General features: G+C 45.2%; 19 protein-coding genes. 5 read left to right on the top strand and 14 right to left on the bottom strand.

What is annotated here, in order from left to right:
* Positions 1–98: 98 nt before the first annotated feature.
* The gene (gene ggt / locus MST20_RS02380; RefSeq protein WP_243939858.1) at positions 99–1,856 is read right to left on the bottom strand and encodes a gamma-glutamyltransferase; all 1,758 of its coding nucleotides are present in this window, start codon (positions 1,854–1,856) and stop codon (positions 99–101) included.
* A 332-nt stretch (positions 1,857–2,188) separates the two neighbouring features.
* On the opposite strand from ggt, the gene MST20_RS02375 reads away from it, so the two are divergent.
* From MST20_RS02375 to MST20_RS02355, 5 genes are all read left to right on the top strand, one after another.
* Positions 2,189–2,806, top strand: coding sequence for a DUF47 domain-containing protein (locus tag MST20_RS02375; protein WP_165426772.1), 618 nt, complete (start codon positions 2,189–2,191; stop codon positions 2,804–2,806).
* Positions 2,807–2,818: 12 nt separating this feature from the next.
* Positions 2,819–3,817, top strand: a complete 999-nt coding sequence (locus tag MST20_RS02370; protein WP_026586618.1) for an inorganic phosphate transporter — start codon at positions 2,819–2,821, stop codon at positions 3,815–3,817.
* A 109-nt stretch (positions 3,818–3,926) separates the two neighbouring features.
* Complete coding sequence (locus MST20_RS02365; protein ID WP_243939856.1) at positions 3,927–4,673, top strand: type II toxin-antitoxin system SpoIISA family toxin; 747 nt, start codon at positions 3,927–3,929, stop codon at positions 4,671–4,673.
* Positions 4,673–4,846, top strand: coding sequence for a type II toxin-antitoxin system SpoIISB family antitoxin (locus tag MST20_RS02360; protein ID WP_043925301.1), 174 nt, complete (start codon positions 4,673–4,675; stop codon positions 4,844–4,846). Before MST20_RS02365 ends, MST20_RS02360 begins: the two co-directional genes overlap by 1 nt.
* 95 nt (positions 4,847–4,941) lie before the next feature.
* Complete coding sequence (locus MST20_RS02355; protein ID WP_003180875.1) at positions 4,942–5,073, top strand: hypothetical protein; 132 nt, start codon at positions 4,942–4,944, stop codon at positions 5,071–5,073.
* Positions 5,074–5,141: 68 nt separating this feature from the next.
* Here MST20_RS02355 and MST20_RS02350 read toward each other — a convergent pair whose 3' ends face one another.
* From MST20_RS02350 to MST20_RS02290, 13 genes are all read right to left on the bottom strand, one after another.
* Entirely contained in the window at positions 5,142–6,413 is a 1,272-nt protein-coding gene (locus MST20_RS02350) for an MFS transporter (RefSeq protein ID WP_243939854.1), read from the bottom strand.
* A 51-nt stretch (positions 6,414–6,464) separates the two neighbouring features.
* Positions 6,465–7,478 carry a zinc-binding alcohol dehydrogenase family protein gene (locus tag MST20_RS02345; RefSeq protein ID WP_243939852.1) on the bottom strand — a complete coding sequence of 338 codons (1,014 nt, stop codon included), beginning with the start codon at positions 7,476–7,478 and terminating at the stop codon, positions 6,465–6,467.
* A gap of 27 nt (positions 7,479–7,505) precedes the next feature.
* Entirely contained in the window at positions 7,506–8,354 is an 849-nt protein-coding gene (locus MST20_RS02340) for an SDR family oxidoreductase (protein WP_243939850.1), read from the bottom strand.
* On the bottom strand, positions 8,330–9,427 hold the full coding sequence (uxuA, locus tag MST20_RS02335; protein ID WP_243939848.1) for a mannonate dehydratase: 1,098 nt from the start codon (positions 9,425–9,427) through the stop codon (positions 8,330–8,332). Before uxuA ends, MST20_RS02340 begins: the two co-directional genes overlap by 25 nt.
* A gap of 20 nt (positions 9,428–9,447) precedes the next feature.
* A complete protein-coding gene (locus tag MST20_RS02330) occupies positions 9,448–10,464 on the bottom strand; it encodes a zinc-binding alcohol dehydrogenase family protein (protein ID WP_243939846.1) in 1,017 nt (338 codons plus the stop codon).
* Between the two features lie 22 nt (positions 10,465–10,486).
* On the bottom strand, positions 10,487–11,164 hold the full coding sequence (locus MST20_RS02325; RefSeq protein ID WP_243939844.1) for a GntR family transcriptional regulator: 678 nt from the start codon (positions 11,162–11,164) through the stop codon (positions 10,487–10,489).
* 100 nt (positions 11,165–11,264) lie between these two features.
* Complete coding sequence (locus MST20_RS02320) at positions 11,265–12,326, bottom strand: peptidoglycan recognition protein family protein (protein WP_243939842.1); 1,062 nt, start codon at positions 12,324–12,326, stop codon at positions 11,265–11,267.
* 80 nt (positions 12,327–12,406) lie between these two features.
* Positions 12,407–13,471 carry an acyltransferase family protein gene (locus MST20_RS02315; protein WP_243939840.1) on the bottom strand — a complete coding sequence of 355 codons (1,065 nt, stop codon included), beginning with the start codon at positions 13,469–13,471 and terminating at the stop codon, positions 12,407–12,409.
* A gap of 55 nt (positions 13,472–13,526) precedes the next feature.
* A complete protein-coding gene (locus tag MST20_RS02310; RefSeq protein ID WP_243939838.1) occupies positions 13,527–13,793 on the bottom strand; it encodes a phage holin in 267 nt (88 codons plus the stop codon).
* Positions 13,794–13,807: 14 nt separating this feature from the next.
* Entirely contained in the window at positions 13,808–14,077 is a 270-nt protein-coding gene (locus tag MST20_RS02305; RefSeq protein WP_243939837.1) for a hemolysin XhlA family protein, read from the bottom strand.
* Positions 14,078–14,144: 67 nt separating this feature from the next.
* Positions 14,145–15,422 (bottom strand): pyocin knob domain-containing protein, encoded by a 1,278-nt coding sequence (locus MST20_RS02300; protein WP_243939834.1) that lies wholly within the window; start codon positions 15,420–15,422, stop codon positions 14,145–14,147.
* 82 nt (positions 15,423–15,504) lie between these two features.
* Entirely contained in the window at positions 15,505–15,690 is a 186-nt protein-coding gene (locus tag MST20_RS02295) for an XkdX family protein (protein WP_279599796.1), read from the bottom strand.
* Positions 15,680–16,048: an XkdW family protein gene (locus tag MST20_RS02290; RefSeq protein ID WP_165426759.1), complete on the bottom strand. Its 369-nt coding sequence runs from the start codon at positions 16,046–16,048 to the stop codon at positions 15,680–15,682. Before MST20_RS02290 ends, MST20_RS02295 begins: the two co-directional genes overlap by 11 nt.

Genomic DNA, 16,048 nt, shown 5'->3' with positions numbered 1-16,048 from the left:
AAAATATATTTCTCTTCTTTCGAAAAAAATCCTCTTTTCACCGCTGACAGACGGAAGAAGGCTTGATCTAAAAGCCTTAGACCAAGCCCTTGCTTCCGCTATTTAGCCGATGTCTTAATGTTGACGCCGACGGCCGTCCCGTTTCTGCTTGAATCGGCAACCCCCATAAACGTTCTGTTCTCCCGGTCAATGAAAATGCTTTGGACATTGCCGATATCAACCGGATTCGCGCCGAATCTGTGGCCGAAGTCATTGAGCTTCAGTCTGACATCCTTCGGCATTCCCGATTCATAGCGGTACGAAGTCAGGCTGTTCGTATAAATTCTCGGCTCTTCAATCGCATCCTGAAGGCTCATGCCGTACTCAAAGTAATTCAAGATCGTCTGGAAAACGGAAGCAATGATCGTCGTTCCGCCCGGGGAACCGACAGTCAGCACCGGTTTTTCGTCTTTAAACACGATCGTCGGCGTCATGCTTGAAAGCGGCCTTTTATTCGGCTGGACTTCATTTGCTCCGCCTGGTACCGCATCAAAATCGGTCAGTTCATTGTTTAAAAACAGTCCGTAACCTGGCACTAAAATCCCCGTTCCAAAAAGCTGTTCAATCGTAGTCGTATAAGAGACAACATTGCCCCACTGGTCCGTGACGGTAAAATGCGTCGTCTCCCCGATCGTCTTATCTTCAGGCTGAGGCACGATCTCATAATTCGGCTCTCCTGCCTCGTATTTCCACGGATCGCCCGCTGTCACATCGCGGTTCATCGACTCAAGGCTGATCAGCTGCTGCCGCTCCTTAATATAATCGGGATCGAGCAGCCCTGAGAGCGGTACATCGACAAATTCCGGATCGCCCGCATATGCCGCCCTGTCCGCATAGGCGAGGTGCATCGTTTCCGTGAGCAGATGATATTTTTCAAACGATTTTGGATCGTATTGCGATAAATGAAAATCATCAATCAATTTCAGCATCTGCAGCATGAACACTCCGCCTGAGCTTGGTGGAGGCATGCTTGCGATATCATAGCCGTGGTACTCGCCCCAGATCGGCTTATCTGTTGTGACCTCATAGCGGGACAGATCATCAGGTGTCATCGAACCCCCGAAATCCTGCACGACATCCGCAATCGCCCGGCCGATTTCTCCATCATAAAAGGCTTTTGCCCCGTCTTTCCGTATCAATTTAAACGTCTTGGCCAAATCCTTTTGTACAAGAATATCGCCTTCTTTCAAAGGTTCACCGTCGGGAAGGAAAATATCCTTTGCGGCCGTTTTGCTCAGCTTGTCCTGATGATCCTTTATGGCATCGGCCAAAACCGAGTCGATCGGGAACCCTTCTTCTGCAAGCTTAATCGAAGGCGAGATCAAGTCTTCCATTTTCTTTGTTCCCCACTTTTTATGCGCTGCTTCAAGCCCTTTCAGCGTTCCCGGGACACCGACCGCATTTCCGTGTCTCGACCTTTCTGAAAAAGGAATCACCTTTCCGTCTTCATCCAAAAACATGTCAGGTTTGGCACCCTCTGGAGCACGCTCCCTGCTGTTGACGATCGACGTTTCCTTCGTCTCGCCGTCGTAGACCATCATGAATCCGCCGCCGCCGATTCCCGACATCATCGGCTCTGTTACATTCAGTGCATACTGAATCGCAATTGCTGCATCAATGGCATTCCCGCCCTTTTTCAAAACCTCGGCTCCGATTTTTGATGCAAGGGGATGGGCCGTAGCCACCATACCGTCTTTCCCGACGGCGACTTTATCACCATCTCCGCCGCTCATGCCCCCTTCTGCTTTTGACACCGGACTGAAAAAGCAACCAACCGCCAAGCAAATCGCAACAACTAAGAAAGCTAACCGTCTCATCAGTTCACCTTCCTTTCCAGTTTATTACTACTATAACAGGAAAGCGAACTGAAAATAAGGAAAACTCGCAATTTTCTATTTTTTTGAACCTAAAATCCCAAATTCCACAAAAAAATCCTGTCATTCGTTCTTTTGGCACGATGACTCAAAAGGAGAAAACGCCTATTATCATCATAAAATCCCGGATGACTGCTGGTGCTTGCGCCCATCTAAAAGATGTGAATATCTAAAAATTAAATGGTTTTTTTCGACTGCACCTGTTTTTTTTCGACAAAAAGTTATATAATATTTTGATGTGTGCATTGTCTCATTTAAACAATGGAGGGTTACAAATGTTGAAAAGAAAAAAAGACAAGTTTTCCGTGCTTTTGACGGAAATTGCAAAAAATTTAGACGAAACAGCTGAGTATTTTGTTAACTATAAAGTGACGAATCAGACAACCCTTAAAGAATTCGCGGATACCTTAAAAGAGTATGAGACAAAAGGAGATAATTATGTACATACGATGATTAAGGAGCTGAACAAAGCATTTATCACGCCGATCGAACGCGAAGACATCCTTCAGCTTACAAACAGCCTCGATGATGTACTCGACGGCATCGAGCACTTTTCAGCCATGATGGAAATCTTCTCGATCACATCTTCAGATGAGCATATTGATAAATTCAGCGGCTATATCAGAGAATGCGCAAAAGAAATTCTGTTGACGATTGAATTGCTGGCGGAAAATCGCCTGAATGAAATTCAGCCGCACGCCATTAAAATTAAAGAATACGAACATAACTGCGATAACCTGCACCGCAAATCGCTGAAGAATCTTTTCGGGAAAGAGACCGATCCGATTAAAGTGATCCAGTACAGGGAAATCTATGAGACGCTTGAAGAAATCGCAGATTCATGCCAAAGTGTAGCAAACAATTTAGAAACCATCATAATGAAAAATGCGTAACGAGGGATTATAATGGATCTTTTATTTGTATTAACCATATTGATTGTCATCTTTGCTTTGGCATTTGACTTTATCAACGGGTTTCATGATACGGCAAATGCGATCGCCACCTCGGTATCGACAAAAGCTTTAAAACCAAGGCACGCCATCATAATGGCGGCTGTCATGAACTTCGCCGGCGCCATGACGTTCACAGGCGTAGCGAAAACCATTACGAGCGACATCGCCGATCCTTTCAAGCTTGAAAACGGATCGATCGTGATCCTTGCAGCTCTTATCGCCGGCATTACATGGAACCTGGTGACCTGGTATTTCGGAATTCCCAGCAGCTCATCCCACGCAATCATCGGAGCGATTGCCGGAGCTGTCATCGCATCGGAAGGATTCGCTGCGATTAAATACCACGGATTTATTAAAATTATTGAAGCACTTATATTATCGCCCATTTTGGCGTTTGTTTTAGGATATTTGATCTACAGCATCGTCAAAGTCATTTTTAAAAACAGCAATCTGGCAAAAACGAATAAGCGGTTCCGGCGCGTTCAAATCGCGACAGCTGCCATTCAGTCCTATACGCACGGCACGAACGATGCACAGAAAGCGATGGGTATCATTACGATGGCTTTAATTGCGGGTAACTTGCACAGTACAACTGACATCCCGTTCTGGGTGCAGTTTGCATGCGCCACGGCTATGGGTCTCGGAACATCTGTCGGCGGCTGGAAAATCATCAAAACCGTCGGCGGAAAAATCATGAAGATCCGTCCCGTCAACGGTGTCTCTGCAGATTTGACGGGAGCCCTTATCATCTTTGGTGCGACGATCGTCCATTTGCCTGTCAGCACGACACACGTCATTTCTTCATCCATTTTAGGTGTAGGTGCTTCCCACCGGGTGAAAGGCGTAAACTGGGGCACCGCAAAGCGGATGTTGATCACATGGGTCATTACCCTTCCTATTTCGGCAACCATCGGTGCATTTGCCTATTTCATACTTGATTTATTCTTTTAATCAGCACACTCCCGTCCGAATCCAGGACGGGAGTTTTCATGTTTAAAAGAAAGCCGGCATAACAATAGAATAGGAACTGCACTATTTCTCGGGAAGAGGGAAACCAGTTATGCTGCTATTTTATCAATTCCTTGTTTGGCTCATTGTTTTGGCGCTGGCTCTGTATGTGGCTGCCGTGTGGCGTTTTGAAAAAAAGCTCACCGAAAAAACGGTCGCGATCCGAAAAACGTGGTACCTGCTTTATGTTATCGGCGCCGTGATTTATTGGACGCACAATCCGCAGTCGATTTTCACGAACCCGCTTCATTACCTGATCGTTGCCGTTTTTTTCACGCTGACAGACGCTTTTATTTTCTTAAACGCCTACTTTAAAAAGCTCGGCAGCTCCGAACTCGCGACAGACACAAGAATGCTTCTCGAAGAAAACAACGACCTCCTCCACACGTATCAAAACAGGCTGAAAACGTTTCAATACCTATTGAAAAACGAACCGATCCACATCTATTATGGAAATATAGAAGCGTATGCAGAAGGGATCGAAAAGCTCATCAAACGGTTTGCCGAAAAAATGAATATATCCGCTGCACTTTGCGAATATAATTCAGAAGAAAGCAAGGATCATTTGCTTGAGCATATGGAAAACCGGTTCGATGTTCAAGAAAAGCTTGAGCGCAAAGACGTTTATTATGAAGAAAACGGAAAAATGGTCCTCATTCCTTTTTCCATCCACGATTTTGACTATGTTATGAAATTAACCTCAGAAGACCTTGTCACAGAATTTGACTACCTCCTGTTTACTTCTTTAACAAGCATCTATGATCTTCTGCTACCAAACGAAGAGGAAGGTGACAACTGATGGAGCCTGCTTTTCAGCAAGACCAGGAAAGCGTAAAAAAGCGCCTCGCCTTTAAAATGTTTAAAAAGCAATCCAAAACCAATATCGCGAAATACGAAGTCAGCCCCCATACCGAACGGATTTTCCGGCAAAACGAACGGCTGATCGGCGAGTATAAAAGAAAAAAAGCTTAAACGAGGACGGGAAAATTTCTCCCGTCCTTATTCCGTTTTCCCGTTTCATACATACAATAAACCAATCAACTAAAAGCGCTGAATTAGGTGATGCTGTGAAAAAACTGAAAAAACAAGTCAAACACGTCGATTTCGCAAAATTTGGCCTGTCGGACTATACCTCTCTTCTCAGAAGAAGAAGCGAGAAAATCATTAAAACGCTGAACAGAAGAAAAAACAAACCGTGAAGCTTGGACTTTCGCCCTCCTTCCCTGCTGAGTAGGGGGGTTTTTTTATGCCTCCAGCAGCAAGTGCATCATAAAGGATGCCCCTGTCCGCCTTCTGCAACAGATTGAGGCAGCTTCTCAGAACGTATCGGTTTCACAAACAAAGCGACGCAAATAGAACCTGCCACCGCCAGCCCTCCCGCAAGCAAAAAAGCGCTTGTGAAAGCCCCGGTGTACTCGACGATGTACCCTGTAACCGTCGGGCCGATAATGCCGGACGTATTGGCAAGAAAATGCATGAATCCGCTCACGCCCCCGACCCTGTCCGGATGAACGATATCCTGTATAATCGCCCAGTATGTGATGCCGGTCAAATACAAAAAGAAAACCGACAGTGCGACAAGGGCAACAGCTCCAAACGCAGTCGTGACAAGCCCGGCAAATCCAATGCATACCGCCGCAGCCAAAAGGCAGCACACAAGCACGGCTTTTCTCGAAAACATCTGCTTGCCCGTCAGCTTGAACAGATAATCCGATATAAATCCCCCAAGCGCGAGACCGAGAAATCCGACAACCCACGGTATCATCGTTGCCACGCTCATATCGTGTATGCTCAGCCCCCGGGCTGACGTTAAATAGCTCGGAAACCACGTTAAGAAAAAGAATAAAATATAGTTGTAAGAAAAGAATGCGAACGCCGTAAACAGCACGGTCGGCTGCTTCAAATAAAAAGACAGCGGGATGCCGGTATCCTTTTTCGGACGCGCTTCTTTTTCAGGGGACAAACTGCGGGGATCGTCCGGCTTATCCTTCATGAATTTCATCCAAAACCACGTCCAGATAAGTCCAATGATCATGATCAACACAAAGGAAGCCTTCCACCCCCAATGGATCGCGATCAATCCGACGATCGGTCCTGAAATGGCGCCGCCGAGCGGCGTTCCGCACATCGTCATGCCGAGCGCCCTTGCTCTTTCTTTTTGCGGAAACCAATTGTTGACCGACTTGCTTGTTGCAGCTGACAGCGGACCTTCCCCCATGCCGAAAATGACGCGGATGATAAACAGTGAAACGAAATTATATGTCAGTGCAATGGCGCCGCTGAAAACCGACCATACGACCATTGCAGCCGACAGCGTATGTTTCGCTCCATACTTATCTGATGCCCAGCCCCCGATAAAATTAAAGATGGCATATCCAATGAAAAAACTGCTGAACAGCATGCCCATCTGCGCCGGACGTATGTTCAAATCTTCTTGAATAAAAGGAGCGGCGACAGACAATGCTGAACGATCTAAATAATTAATCACTCCCGCCAAAAAAAGCATCATGATGACAAACCCGCGGCCGTTTGAAAACATGGGCAACCCCCTCTTTCCGAAATTTAGAAAACGCTTTCATTTTATGCAGTTTTACAGATGGATCAATACTTTCACAGGATTGGTTTCCGGAGCAAGTGCTGATTGAAATCCGTCAACAACATCGCGGAACGCAATCTGTCCGGTAACAAACCGGTTCGCATCCGCTCCGCCATCCCTGATGGCTTTCATCACCGTCTCAAAATCGCTTCTTAATGCGTTGCGGCTGGATAAAATCGTCAGCTCCCGTTTGTGGATTTCAGGATCGGGCATGACCAGATAGCCGTGGACCAGTCCGACATAGATGAGCCGTCCCCCGTGTGCGGCATACTGATAAGCATTGTTCATCGATCCAAGGTGCCCTGTCGCGTCAAAGACAGCCGCCGGATAGTCGCCGTTCGTCAACCGTTTGATCTCATCTGCTGCATGTTCTCCCGCTAATACAACTTCATCGGCTTCAGCCCATTCACGGCTAAATGTGAGGCGCTCATTCCTGACATCCATCGCGATGACTTTCGCCCCCTTCAATTTTGCGAATTTCATCACGCTGAGCCCGATGGGCCCCGCTCCAACGACAAGCACCGTTTCCCCTTTTTTAATATTTGCCCTTTCCGCAGCGTGGGCGCCGATGCTCAAACATTCAACAACAGCGGCTTCGCTGAGCGTCAATCCTTCTGTTTTTAGCAGGTGGTCTGCCGGGATGTTTATGTATTCCCGCATTCCCCCGTCTGTATGGACACCGAGGACGTTCAGATTCACGCAGCAGTTGGGCCGGCCGCTCCTGCAGGCGATGCATGTCCCGCATTCCAAATAAGGAATAATTGACACTTGATCGCCCGGCTTGAGCGTTCCGCCGGTATCATCGATGCTGACAATTTCACCGGACAGTTCGTGTCCGAGAACTCTTGGATAAGAGAAAAACGGCTGTTTTCCGCAATAAGCGTGAAAATCCGTCCCGCAAATTCCGATCCGTTTGATGCGGACCAATGCTTCCCCATCCTTAAGTTCCGGCATATTCACATCCGTCATTTTAAAATGATAAGGCTTTTCACACACAATCTGCTTCATGTACCGGCCTCCCCTTTATCGCATAGTTTAGACACCGGCATAAGCCGTAAACCCGCCATCCACCGGCACTGTTATACCTGTCACAAATCCGGACATCTTCTCATCCGCCAGCCAAAGCAGTGTCCCCAGCAAATCTTCCGGGCTGCCGAAACGCTTCATCGGGGTGTGAGAGATGATCTTCTTTGCTCTATCGGTCAATTCGCCGTTTTGATCAAGAAGAAGCTGTTCATTTTGATTGGTTAGGAAAAAACCCGGGGCAATGGCGTTGACCCTGATCCCCGTTTCAGCCAGATAGACGGCAAGCCATTTCGTAAAATTGTCGATGCCCGCTTTCGCCGCGCTGTATGCAGGTACTTTCGTCATCGGGGTTTGAGCGCTCATTGAAGAAATATTGATCACGGATGCCCCTTTTTGGTTCAGCATCATTTTTGCAAATTGCTGTGTTGGAATGAAAGAACCGAGGAAGTTTAAATTGAGAACCGAACCGACATCATCGCAGTTCAGATCAAATAATGTCTTGATGTTATCCTGGAAGAGGTGCTCGGAGCTGAATGTTTCATCTGATGTCGTACCATTGGAGTGATTGCCGCCGGCCCCGTTCAACAATAGATCACAGCCGCCGAATCGGTCGGCCACAACGCGTTTCGCCCGTTCAACGCTTCGTTGATTGATGACATCACACTCAACGGCAATCGCTGCGCCGCCGGCTTTTCGAATAGCTTCGGCCACAAGTTCGCCGTTTTCAACGGTTCGATTAAGAATCGCAACATTCATACCCTGCCGGCCGAGCTCTCTCGCCATCGCGCCGCAAAGCACCCCGCTGCCGCCTGTGATGACCGCAGTTTTCCCCGCTAAATTTTCATGGATTTCAAGCATTGTGAAGCCTCCCGTTTTTCTCTATTAAGCGAATCCCATATGCCCCATAAATACATGATACCGAGCGCCCTGTCATACAGACCGTAGCCGGGCCTGCACTTTTCATCCCAGATGTGGCGGCCGTGATCCGGACGCACATAGCCTGAAAAACCTGTTTCATGATAGGCTTTGACAATCCCGCAAATGTCAACGGTGCCATCTTTTGTTCTGTGCGATGTTTCGATAAAATCGCCGTTTTCGTAGACTTTGACGTTTCGGATATGGGCAAATGGAATCCGGTCGGCATACGCATGGATCATGGCGGAAAGATCGTTTTCGGGATTGGCGCCCAATGAACCGCTGCACAGTGTCACGCCATTAGCCGGATGATCGACAAGCTGAAGCAGCCTTCCGATGCTTTCTCCTGAAGTCATGATGCGCGGGAGTCCGAAAACCGGCCACGGCGGATCATCGGGATGGATCGCCATTTTGATTCCGCAGCGTGCGGCGGTTGGAATGATGTGTTCAAGAAAATAGTGAAGATGGCTCCAAAGATCCTCCTCCGTCACATTTTGATAGGCTTCAAACAGCCTTGTCAGATGCTCCAGCCGCTCTGGTTCCCAGCCCGGCATCGTGAATTCGGGGTGATTGGCGATTTGATCGACAAGCGCAAAAGGGTCGATTGTGTGCACCTTTGCGTGCTCATAAAACAGAGCAGTGGAACCGTCTGGAGCCTTTTTGTATAAATCGGTCCGCAGCCAGTCAAATACAGGCATAAAATTGTAGCAGATCACTTTAACGCCGGCTTTGGCCAAATTTTCAATCGTGCGCATGTATTTTTCAATATACAGATCTCTCGTCGGCAGCCCGAGCTTAATATCCTCGTGAATGTTAACGCTTTCAACAACTTCAATGTGAAAACCGTGCTGTTCACACTGCCGTTTCACTTCTAAAATTTCTTCTATTGGCCATTCTTCACCTGGCGGCTGATGATGAAGCGCCCAAACGATCCCCTCTACACCGGGAATCTGCCTGATCTGCTCAAGGGTGACGGAGTCGTTTCCTTCTCCATACCATCTGAAAACCATTTTCATCACACTTCCTCCTCACCGATTCAATAAGATAAAATGATCTTTGTGACCTGATAGGGACAGTTTTTCGCTTTTTTCAACGCCTCTTCTATTTCCATAAAAGGCATGATCTCAGTCACAAAAGACCGGGCTATTTCAGGGTTTTCATTCAAAAATTGAATGACGCCGGGAAATTGATTGACGCTGTGTTTTGTTCCGTAAATTTCAATGTCTTTCTTTGTGAGAAGAAGGCCCGGAATCGTTACATTCTCCCCCGTTAAGCCGACAATGACAATGCGCCCGGCAGCAGCTGCCAAACTGATTGATTGCTCAATCGTCGCGGGAATCCCGGCCGCTTCGAACACAATCCCCGCTCCTTCTCCGTCTGTCAGCTTCAGAATCATTTGCTCGGCATCCTCTTCACCAGGCTGTATAACGGCATCCGCACCGAATGTTTCGGCAAGCTCAAGCCTCTCCAGTACGGGATCGACAACGATGACACGGGAGTCAAAGCGCTTTTTAAGCTGGGCCAAAATTGTTAACCCGATCGGACCCATTCCCAATATGACAATCGTTTCTCCTGTTTGAATATCCGCCCGCCGAACCGCCTGGGCTCCGATTGAAAACGGCTCGCACAACGCGGCGGTCGCAAAATCCATTTGCTCAGGAATCGGATGGACATGCGTTTCCGGGACAATGATAAAATCAGCGAACCCTCCTCTGCGAACCGATCCGATCATATCGATGTTCACACAGGCGTTTGTCCTCCCTTTCCGACAAGGGTAGCAGCTTCCGCACGGAATAGCCGGTTCAATTACGACCCGTTCGCCCGCGGATCGCTCCCTCACCCCGGCCCCCGTTTTTTCAATGACGCCTGCGAGCTCATGGCCAAAAATCTGAGGATACTGTGCATATGGATTTGAGCCGTCGTAAAAATGCACATCACTTCCGCAAATCCCGGCGGCCTTTACCTTGACAAGGACTTCGCCGCTGGCCGGTTCGGGACGCGGAACGTCGCGAAATTCAATTGAAAATGGCTTCGTCATCACCGCAGCTTTCACATCACCACTCCTTTTAAAGCGCTTACTTTTTGAAATAACCGGGAAACTCATCAATGAGCATCTGTTTATCGACGATGACCAGCTGCAAATGCTCTTCGGCAATTTTCTTGGCTTTTGCCTTCTGTTTTGTCTGAATCGCTTCTGTTAATGCTGCGTGCTGCTGATGAATGGTGTTCCAGTTAAAATCGGCGGCAAGCCTTAAAAAGCGGATTCTTTGGAAGGGAACGTTCATCTGCTGAATCGCAGCCCAAACATTCGCTTTTCCGCAGCCTTCAAAAATCGTCTGATGAAAAGCTTCATCCAATTCAAACAAACTTTCATAGTTTTTCTGTGTGATCGATAATTCCTGCATCTTCACATTCTGCTCCAACTTAAACATAGCTTCCTCCGGAAAGCCTTCACACGCCAGTTCAGCTACAGCCTTTTCCAGGTTTTCCCGCATAAATCTCGCTTCCTCCACCAGATCAAGGTCGATCAGCGACACGCGGGTTCCTTTCTGCGGATAGACTTCGAGAAGCCCTTCCCTCGACAGCTGCAAAAAAGCCTCTCTGACCGGAGTGCGGCTGACTTCATACCGTTCTGAAATCTCTTTTTCCGATATCTGCTCACCCGGGACAAGCCGAAACTTCATGATTTCTTCCTTCAGCATCTGATAGATTTGATCTCTGACAGACCGCGGGTTTAATTGTTTCATTGTCATGACTCTCACCTCCTCTCTGCCATACTACCATACAAGTATGGTTGTGGGGTAGTTGTTTTTTGAAAATTTTAAAAATATAAAGGAACTTTCAAAAGTTCCTTTATTTCAAGAGGGCCAGCATTTTCGTTTTTGTCTTCGGGCCGTATATCCCGTCCGCCCCCAAACCGTACATCAGCTGAAAACGTTTCACCGCATTTGCCGTTTTCACTCCGTAGTATCCGTCGATCCCATGATTTTTGGCCCCTTTATCAGGGTAATAATAAAGAGCCGCAAGGGCTGTCTGAATTTGTGTGACAGCCGTTCCTTTCATCAGCGGGCTTTTCACCTTATAGATGCCGTCGGGAAGAGTCCATGTCTTGCTCTTGCCGCCCGCTGCCGCTTCAGCGGCTGCGAGGGCTTTTTCGGTTGCCGGGCCGTAAATGCCGTCGGCTTTAATTCCCGCTTTCTTTTGTAAAGAAGCAACCGCTTGCATCGTCTCGTCTCCGTAGCTTCCGTCCGCCCCGTATTTGGGCAGTGAAAAACCGGCCGCGATCAAGCGCGTTTGCAGCTTTTTCACATGAGAGCCTGACATTCCTTTGAGGATAATGCCCGACGATGAACTTGTCTGGCTGGTGGAGGCAGCCGACACGGATACAGTTTTCGTTCCCAAAAGGGCGTCTACTCTTTTACGGAAAGCCGACAATTGGCCGGCATCTTTCACCCACGGGGTTGGACAGCTTTTGTTGGTGACATCGTAATGGCGGACAATCCGATCTGCGGACAAACCGTATGTCTTGCACAAATCCGCTACAAGCTCCGCCGCATTGCGAATCGTCTCTTCATGGATAGTACCGTCTTTTTCCACGCACATTTCGACCCCGAGCGCCGTAGTATTGGCATTCGGCTTCAGAAAACTGACATAGCAGCGGTTTTGATCATGCGCATGATAAGCGACTTCCTGATCGGGAATAATATGCTGCGCCTCATGGCGGTCGACAAAATAGTGAGCCGAGGCATAACGCTTGTCAGCAATGCAGGTGCCATTGAAATAGTTGCGCTCATTTAAAGCCGAAGCCCCGGGCGTCGCCGTCCAATGCATGACAATGCCTTTGACTGCCGCAAGTTTCAGCCCGGGACGGGTGTATTGATTGACTTTTACAAAGTTCTTGATGACTTTGACCAATTAAAACACTCCTTATCAAATTAAAAAAGAACTGCCGATGGCAGCTCTTAAAAGAAAAAAGCCCTTTTACCAAAGGACTTTTAATCTATTTTATATTTTTTCTTTTTACTGACAACACCGGAAAGCTTTTTTAGTGTTGTTAATGGTGATGTAACAAAAGCACTGATTTTCGAGAAGAAATTTGATCCTAACAAAGCCGAGATCAAAATTGCAAAGCCGAAGTAAACTATAAATTGTGTATCAGCTTTCCAATCGGCCATGAACTCCGTTCTTCTCAATAAAAATACAAAGACAGGGTGGAACAAGAAGATGGAAATGGAATGATCTCCCCATTTTGTTAAAACACTTTTTTCTCCCTTTACACTCGTTAATATAAGTAAGCAAAGCCACCCTGATAATAAATAATGTAACATTATTTTCGCATGGTAACTCTCTCCTTCATTTAGAAATCGCTCCATTCCGAAACTTCCTCTGAATAATGATTCCAAATTAGGAGTGTATTGAATATAGAAAATAGATGCAACCGCTGTAACCACCAATAACCCTTTTGCAATATTCTCTGGGATTGATTCATAGATCCTTCTCAATTTATTTTTAGAAATGAAAAATCCCGCAAAGAAAAACGGAGCAAAAGAAATTGTACGCTGAAAACTGAGTGTATATGAGGTGAAATTCGGATATATTTCCTTTATAAACTCAACGACAGGCTCAGTATACCAGCGCGAATAAAAGCTAAGTGCAAAAACAATCAGAAAGATTATTGTCTTACCGATTTTCCCCGGTCTTAACCGATAGATACCCCACGCCAAAGCATACCAAAAAATCATGCTTACGATATACCATAAATGAAATTGGGGTTTACCAAAATGAAACTGCAAGGTTTTGTAATCACCTATAAAATATAAGTACCAATCAAAAAATGATTGAAAAATAATGTACAATATAAAGAAATTGATTATTTTGCTTACTGTTGCTCTTTTGGCTAAAAAACCGCTTATAAAAATAAATAGAGGCATATGAAAAGCATAAATCAATACAAAGATTTGATAGTAATTGCCCTTATTTAATTCGATTAAATGTCCAAAGACTACTAAAAATATTAGCAATCCTTTAATGTTACTTATTTTCAAGTCTTTTTCTATCAACAGGCTTCCCTCCTTTTTTAAGGATATACGAAGGGAAGCAGCAGTACAATAGCGATTATTTTTTTAATATGCCTTGTTCTTTAAGGATTTCTTTCTGCCTCTGACCTCTGCTCGTAATATAATTATTTTTATACCATGCAATAAGTGACGTGGTAATTGTAAAAGCCGCAGACCCGGCCACATATAGAGCGTCCGCCAGTGTATTGATCTGATCTTCACCAATCGGCAAAACCGGCTTACCAAACAAGATTAACGTCTGGTTGACCAGCGCAATAAAAAGAAGCACCGTCCTGACGACCGTGCCTTTGTCGATATGTTTCATTATCGTGTCCTCCCTTATTTCTGCAATAAATTATAAAAAACAGCGATCGCTCCGCCGATGATGCCGGTGCTGACCGCTGTAATGATCGCGCCTGTGATGCTGCGCTTGATCCAAGTTGTATTCTCTTCGATTTTGTTCAGCTTCTCGTTAATCGAGATGATTTGCTGATCGTGGCGGTCTGATGTTCTTTCGAGTGTGCTGACGCGCTGTTCGAGTGATTTATGATCAGCCTTAATTCCATTCAACTCATTCTCAAAGATGTTTGTTTCATTTAAGATCGTCAACGAATAGTTCCCCTCCAATCCTTATACACTTTCCATATGTCTTCATTTCTATTAAATAAAAAGTTGTTTATCCAATTTGGGACATGGTGACATATGCAGTCGCAATGGATATAGTCTTCCCAGTATTCCTTGGCGTAATGTAAAAAGTAACTTTATCACCCGCTGTAAATTTTTGTTGCAGAAAAAGTACACATGTATTATCTGTTGTTGCGGGATACCAGATACCAAGTCTTTGATACTCTTTTCCTCCGACATAACAACTTAATATATTCTCTGAATTAACCGTAATGTTTTTGCTAGTAACATACAGCCTTATTAAATAAAGACCGCTATTTTTTAAAGTTATTTCTGAATTTGATATATTATACTCTTCTAAATGATCAGCTCTTGTGACGCCAAACACTAATTTTGTCGGAATATTCTCTGCCGCAGCAACAGATGAATGTTCATGATCATAAGTATCTACATATGTTCTTTTATTAAAGTCTTCAACTGTCATCACTTTTTTCCAGCCCTTGAAAATGCCGTCAGTGTGTATTGTCCCTAACCATAATGAGTTGTCATAGCTTCGCCAGGCTTGTATCGTCTTTCTGCCTGAATTCGTCTCAATTACATCATAATTAAACCAAGAGCTGTCATTTTCTACCGGATTGTTTTGGATGACATGGCCATACGCATAATAAATGCCTGTAGGCAAAGTTAACAAATCTGTTCCATTTTCGAGTTTAGTTCGTTTTCCATTATCATCGGTTATTTTATACAACTGGGCATTATTCCATTTTGCACGCTCTGTTTCATTAATATGAAGATTCGACTTTTGCTCATGTGCATCGACTTTTGCCTGTGCCCCGATTGTCGTTTCCTGTGTCTGCCATGGTGTCCATGTTACAGAGTCACTTTTTCTAAACCTAAAATATGACTGTACACCTTTATATGATTCATAAGCACACTGGACCAATGTATTACCGAAACTCATGACAAGTAAAAATACACGATTTGATGCGGGAGGTGAGTTTATCCCTTCATTGTAGATTAAATACATACCCGTTTCAGTCAAGGTATTGTAATCCGTTGTCTCTGCGCTGCCTTTATAAAATACCTTTCCGTTATTTTCTGTTAATTTGAATAATTGACCTGCATTCCACCGGGTTCGCTCCGCATCGTTAATGTGTATCGTGGTATTATTTGTGTGAGTATCTGTATATGTTTTCGAATTTTTTTCTGCTTCTTTAACAAGCTCTGTAATTAACTCATCATTTTTATTCAACTGATCAATAACATTATTAAAAAGATCGGCATGGGCGCGGTCTGTTGTTTCAAAGCGCCTTGGTTTTTTCAAAACCAATTTTATACGCCTCCTTAATCAAATATTCCTTTTTTCACCTTAACAACTAACTCTAATGTTATTTAGTTTCGTTTTAGGTTCTTCAAAGGTTTTCCTTAAATCCTCTTCCTTCAGTTAGTTCTTGAAATTCATCCTTAGTGATGTACCCTGTCTCTACACCTGTTCTTATATCCTCAATAGAACAATCATCGTAAGCAATTGCTTCCTTTACCATTTCTACAGTAGCCCATTTATAAGACAGAGCATAAACCCAAAAATTAAGTTTCAATTTCCTTACCTCCCTTGATACTCAACAGCTCTAGTTTTAAAGATACCAAATGCTCACCGAGAGCCTTGTTTGCGATTTCAGCTTGCTTCCTAGCCAGTTTTTCATCTGCCAGCTGGCGGCCGAGGGTGGTAAGTTGCTCTGATACGGGATTGTTTTCAGCAAATTGATCTTTTTTTAAACTGTTTATATATTCTTGATCCGCTCCCTCCACCCAATCATTAATGGAAGGGATAAACTTCGCTTTCCATAACCCATCCTTCGGTTTTACAGCCGTTGAATTTTCTGGCATGGAATCCGGATCAACTATAATCTCAGGCCTTTTATAATAGAAGTCATCATCGTATAAAAAGACTTGCAT

This window comes from Bacillus sp. B19-2 (assembly GCF_022832475.1).
In the GTDB taxonomy this organism is placed as follows: Bacteria; Bacillota; Bacilli; order Bacillales; family Bacillaceae; genus Bacillus; species Bacillus paralicheniformis.
Note: the sequence above shows the minus strand (reverse complement) of the source record. Positions and strands in the feature narration are given on the sequence as shown.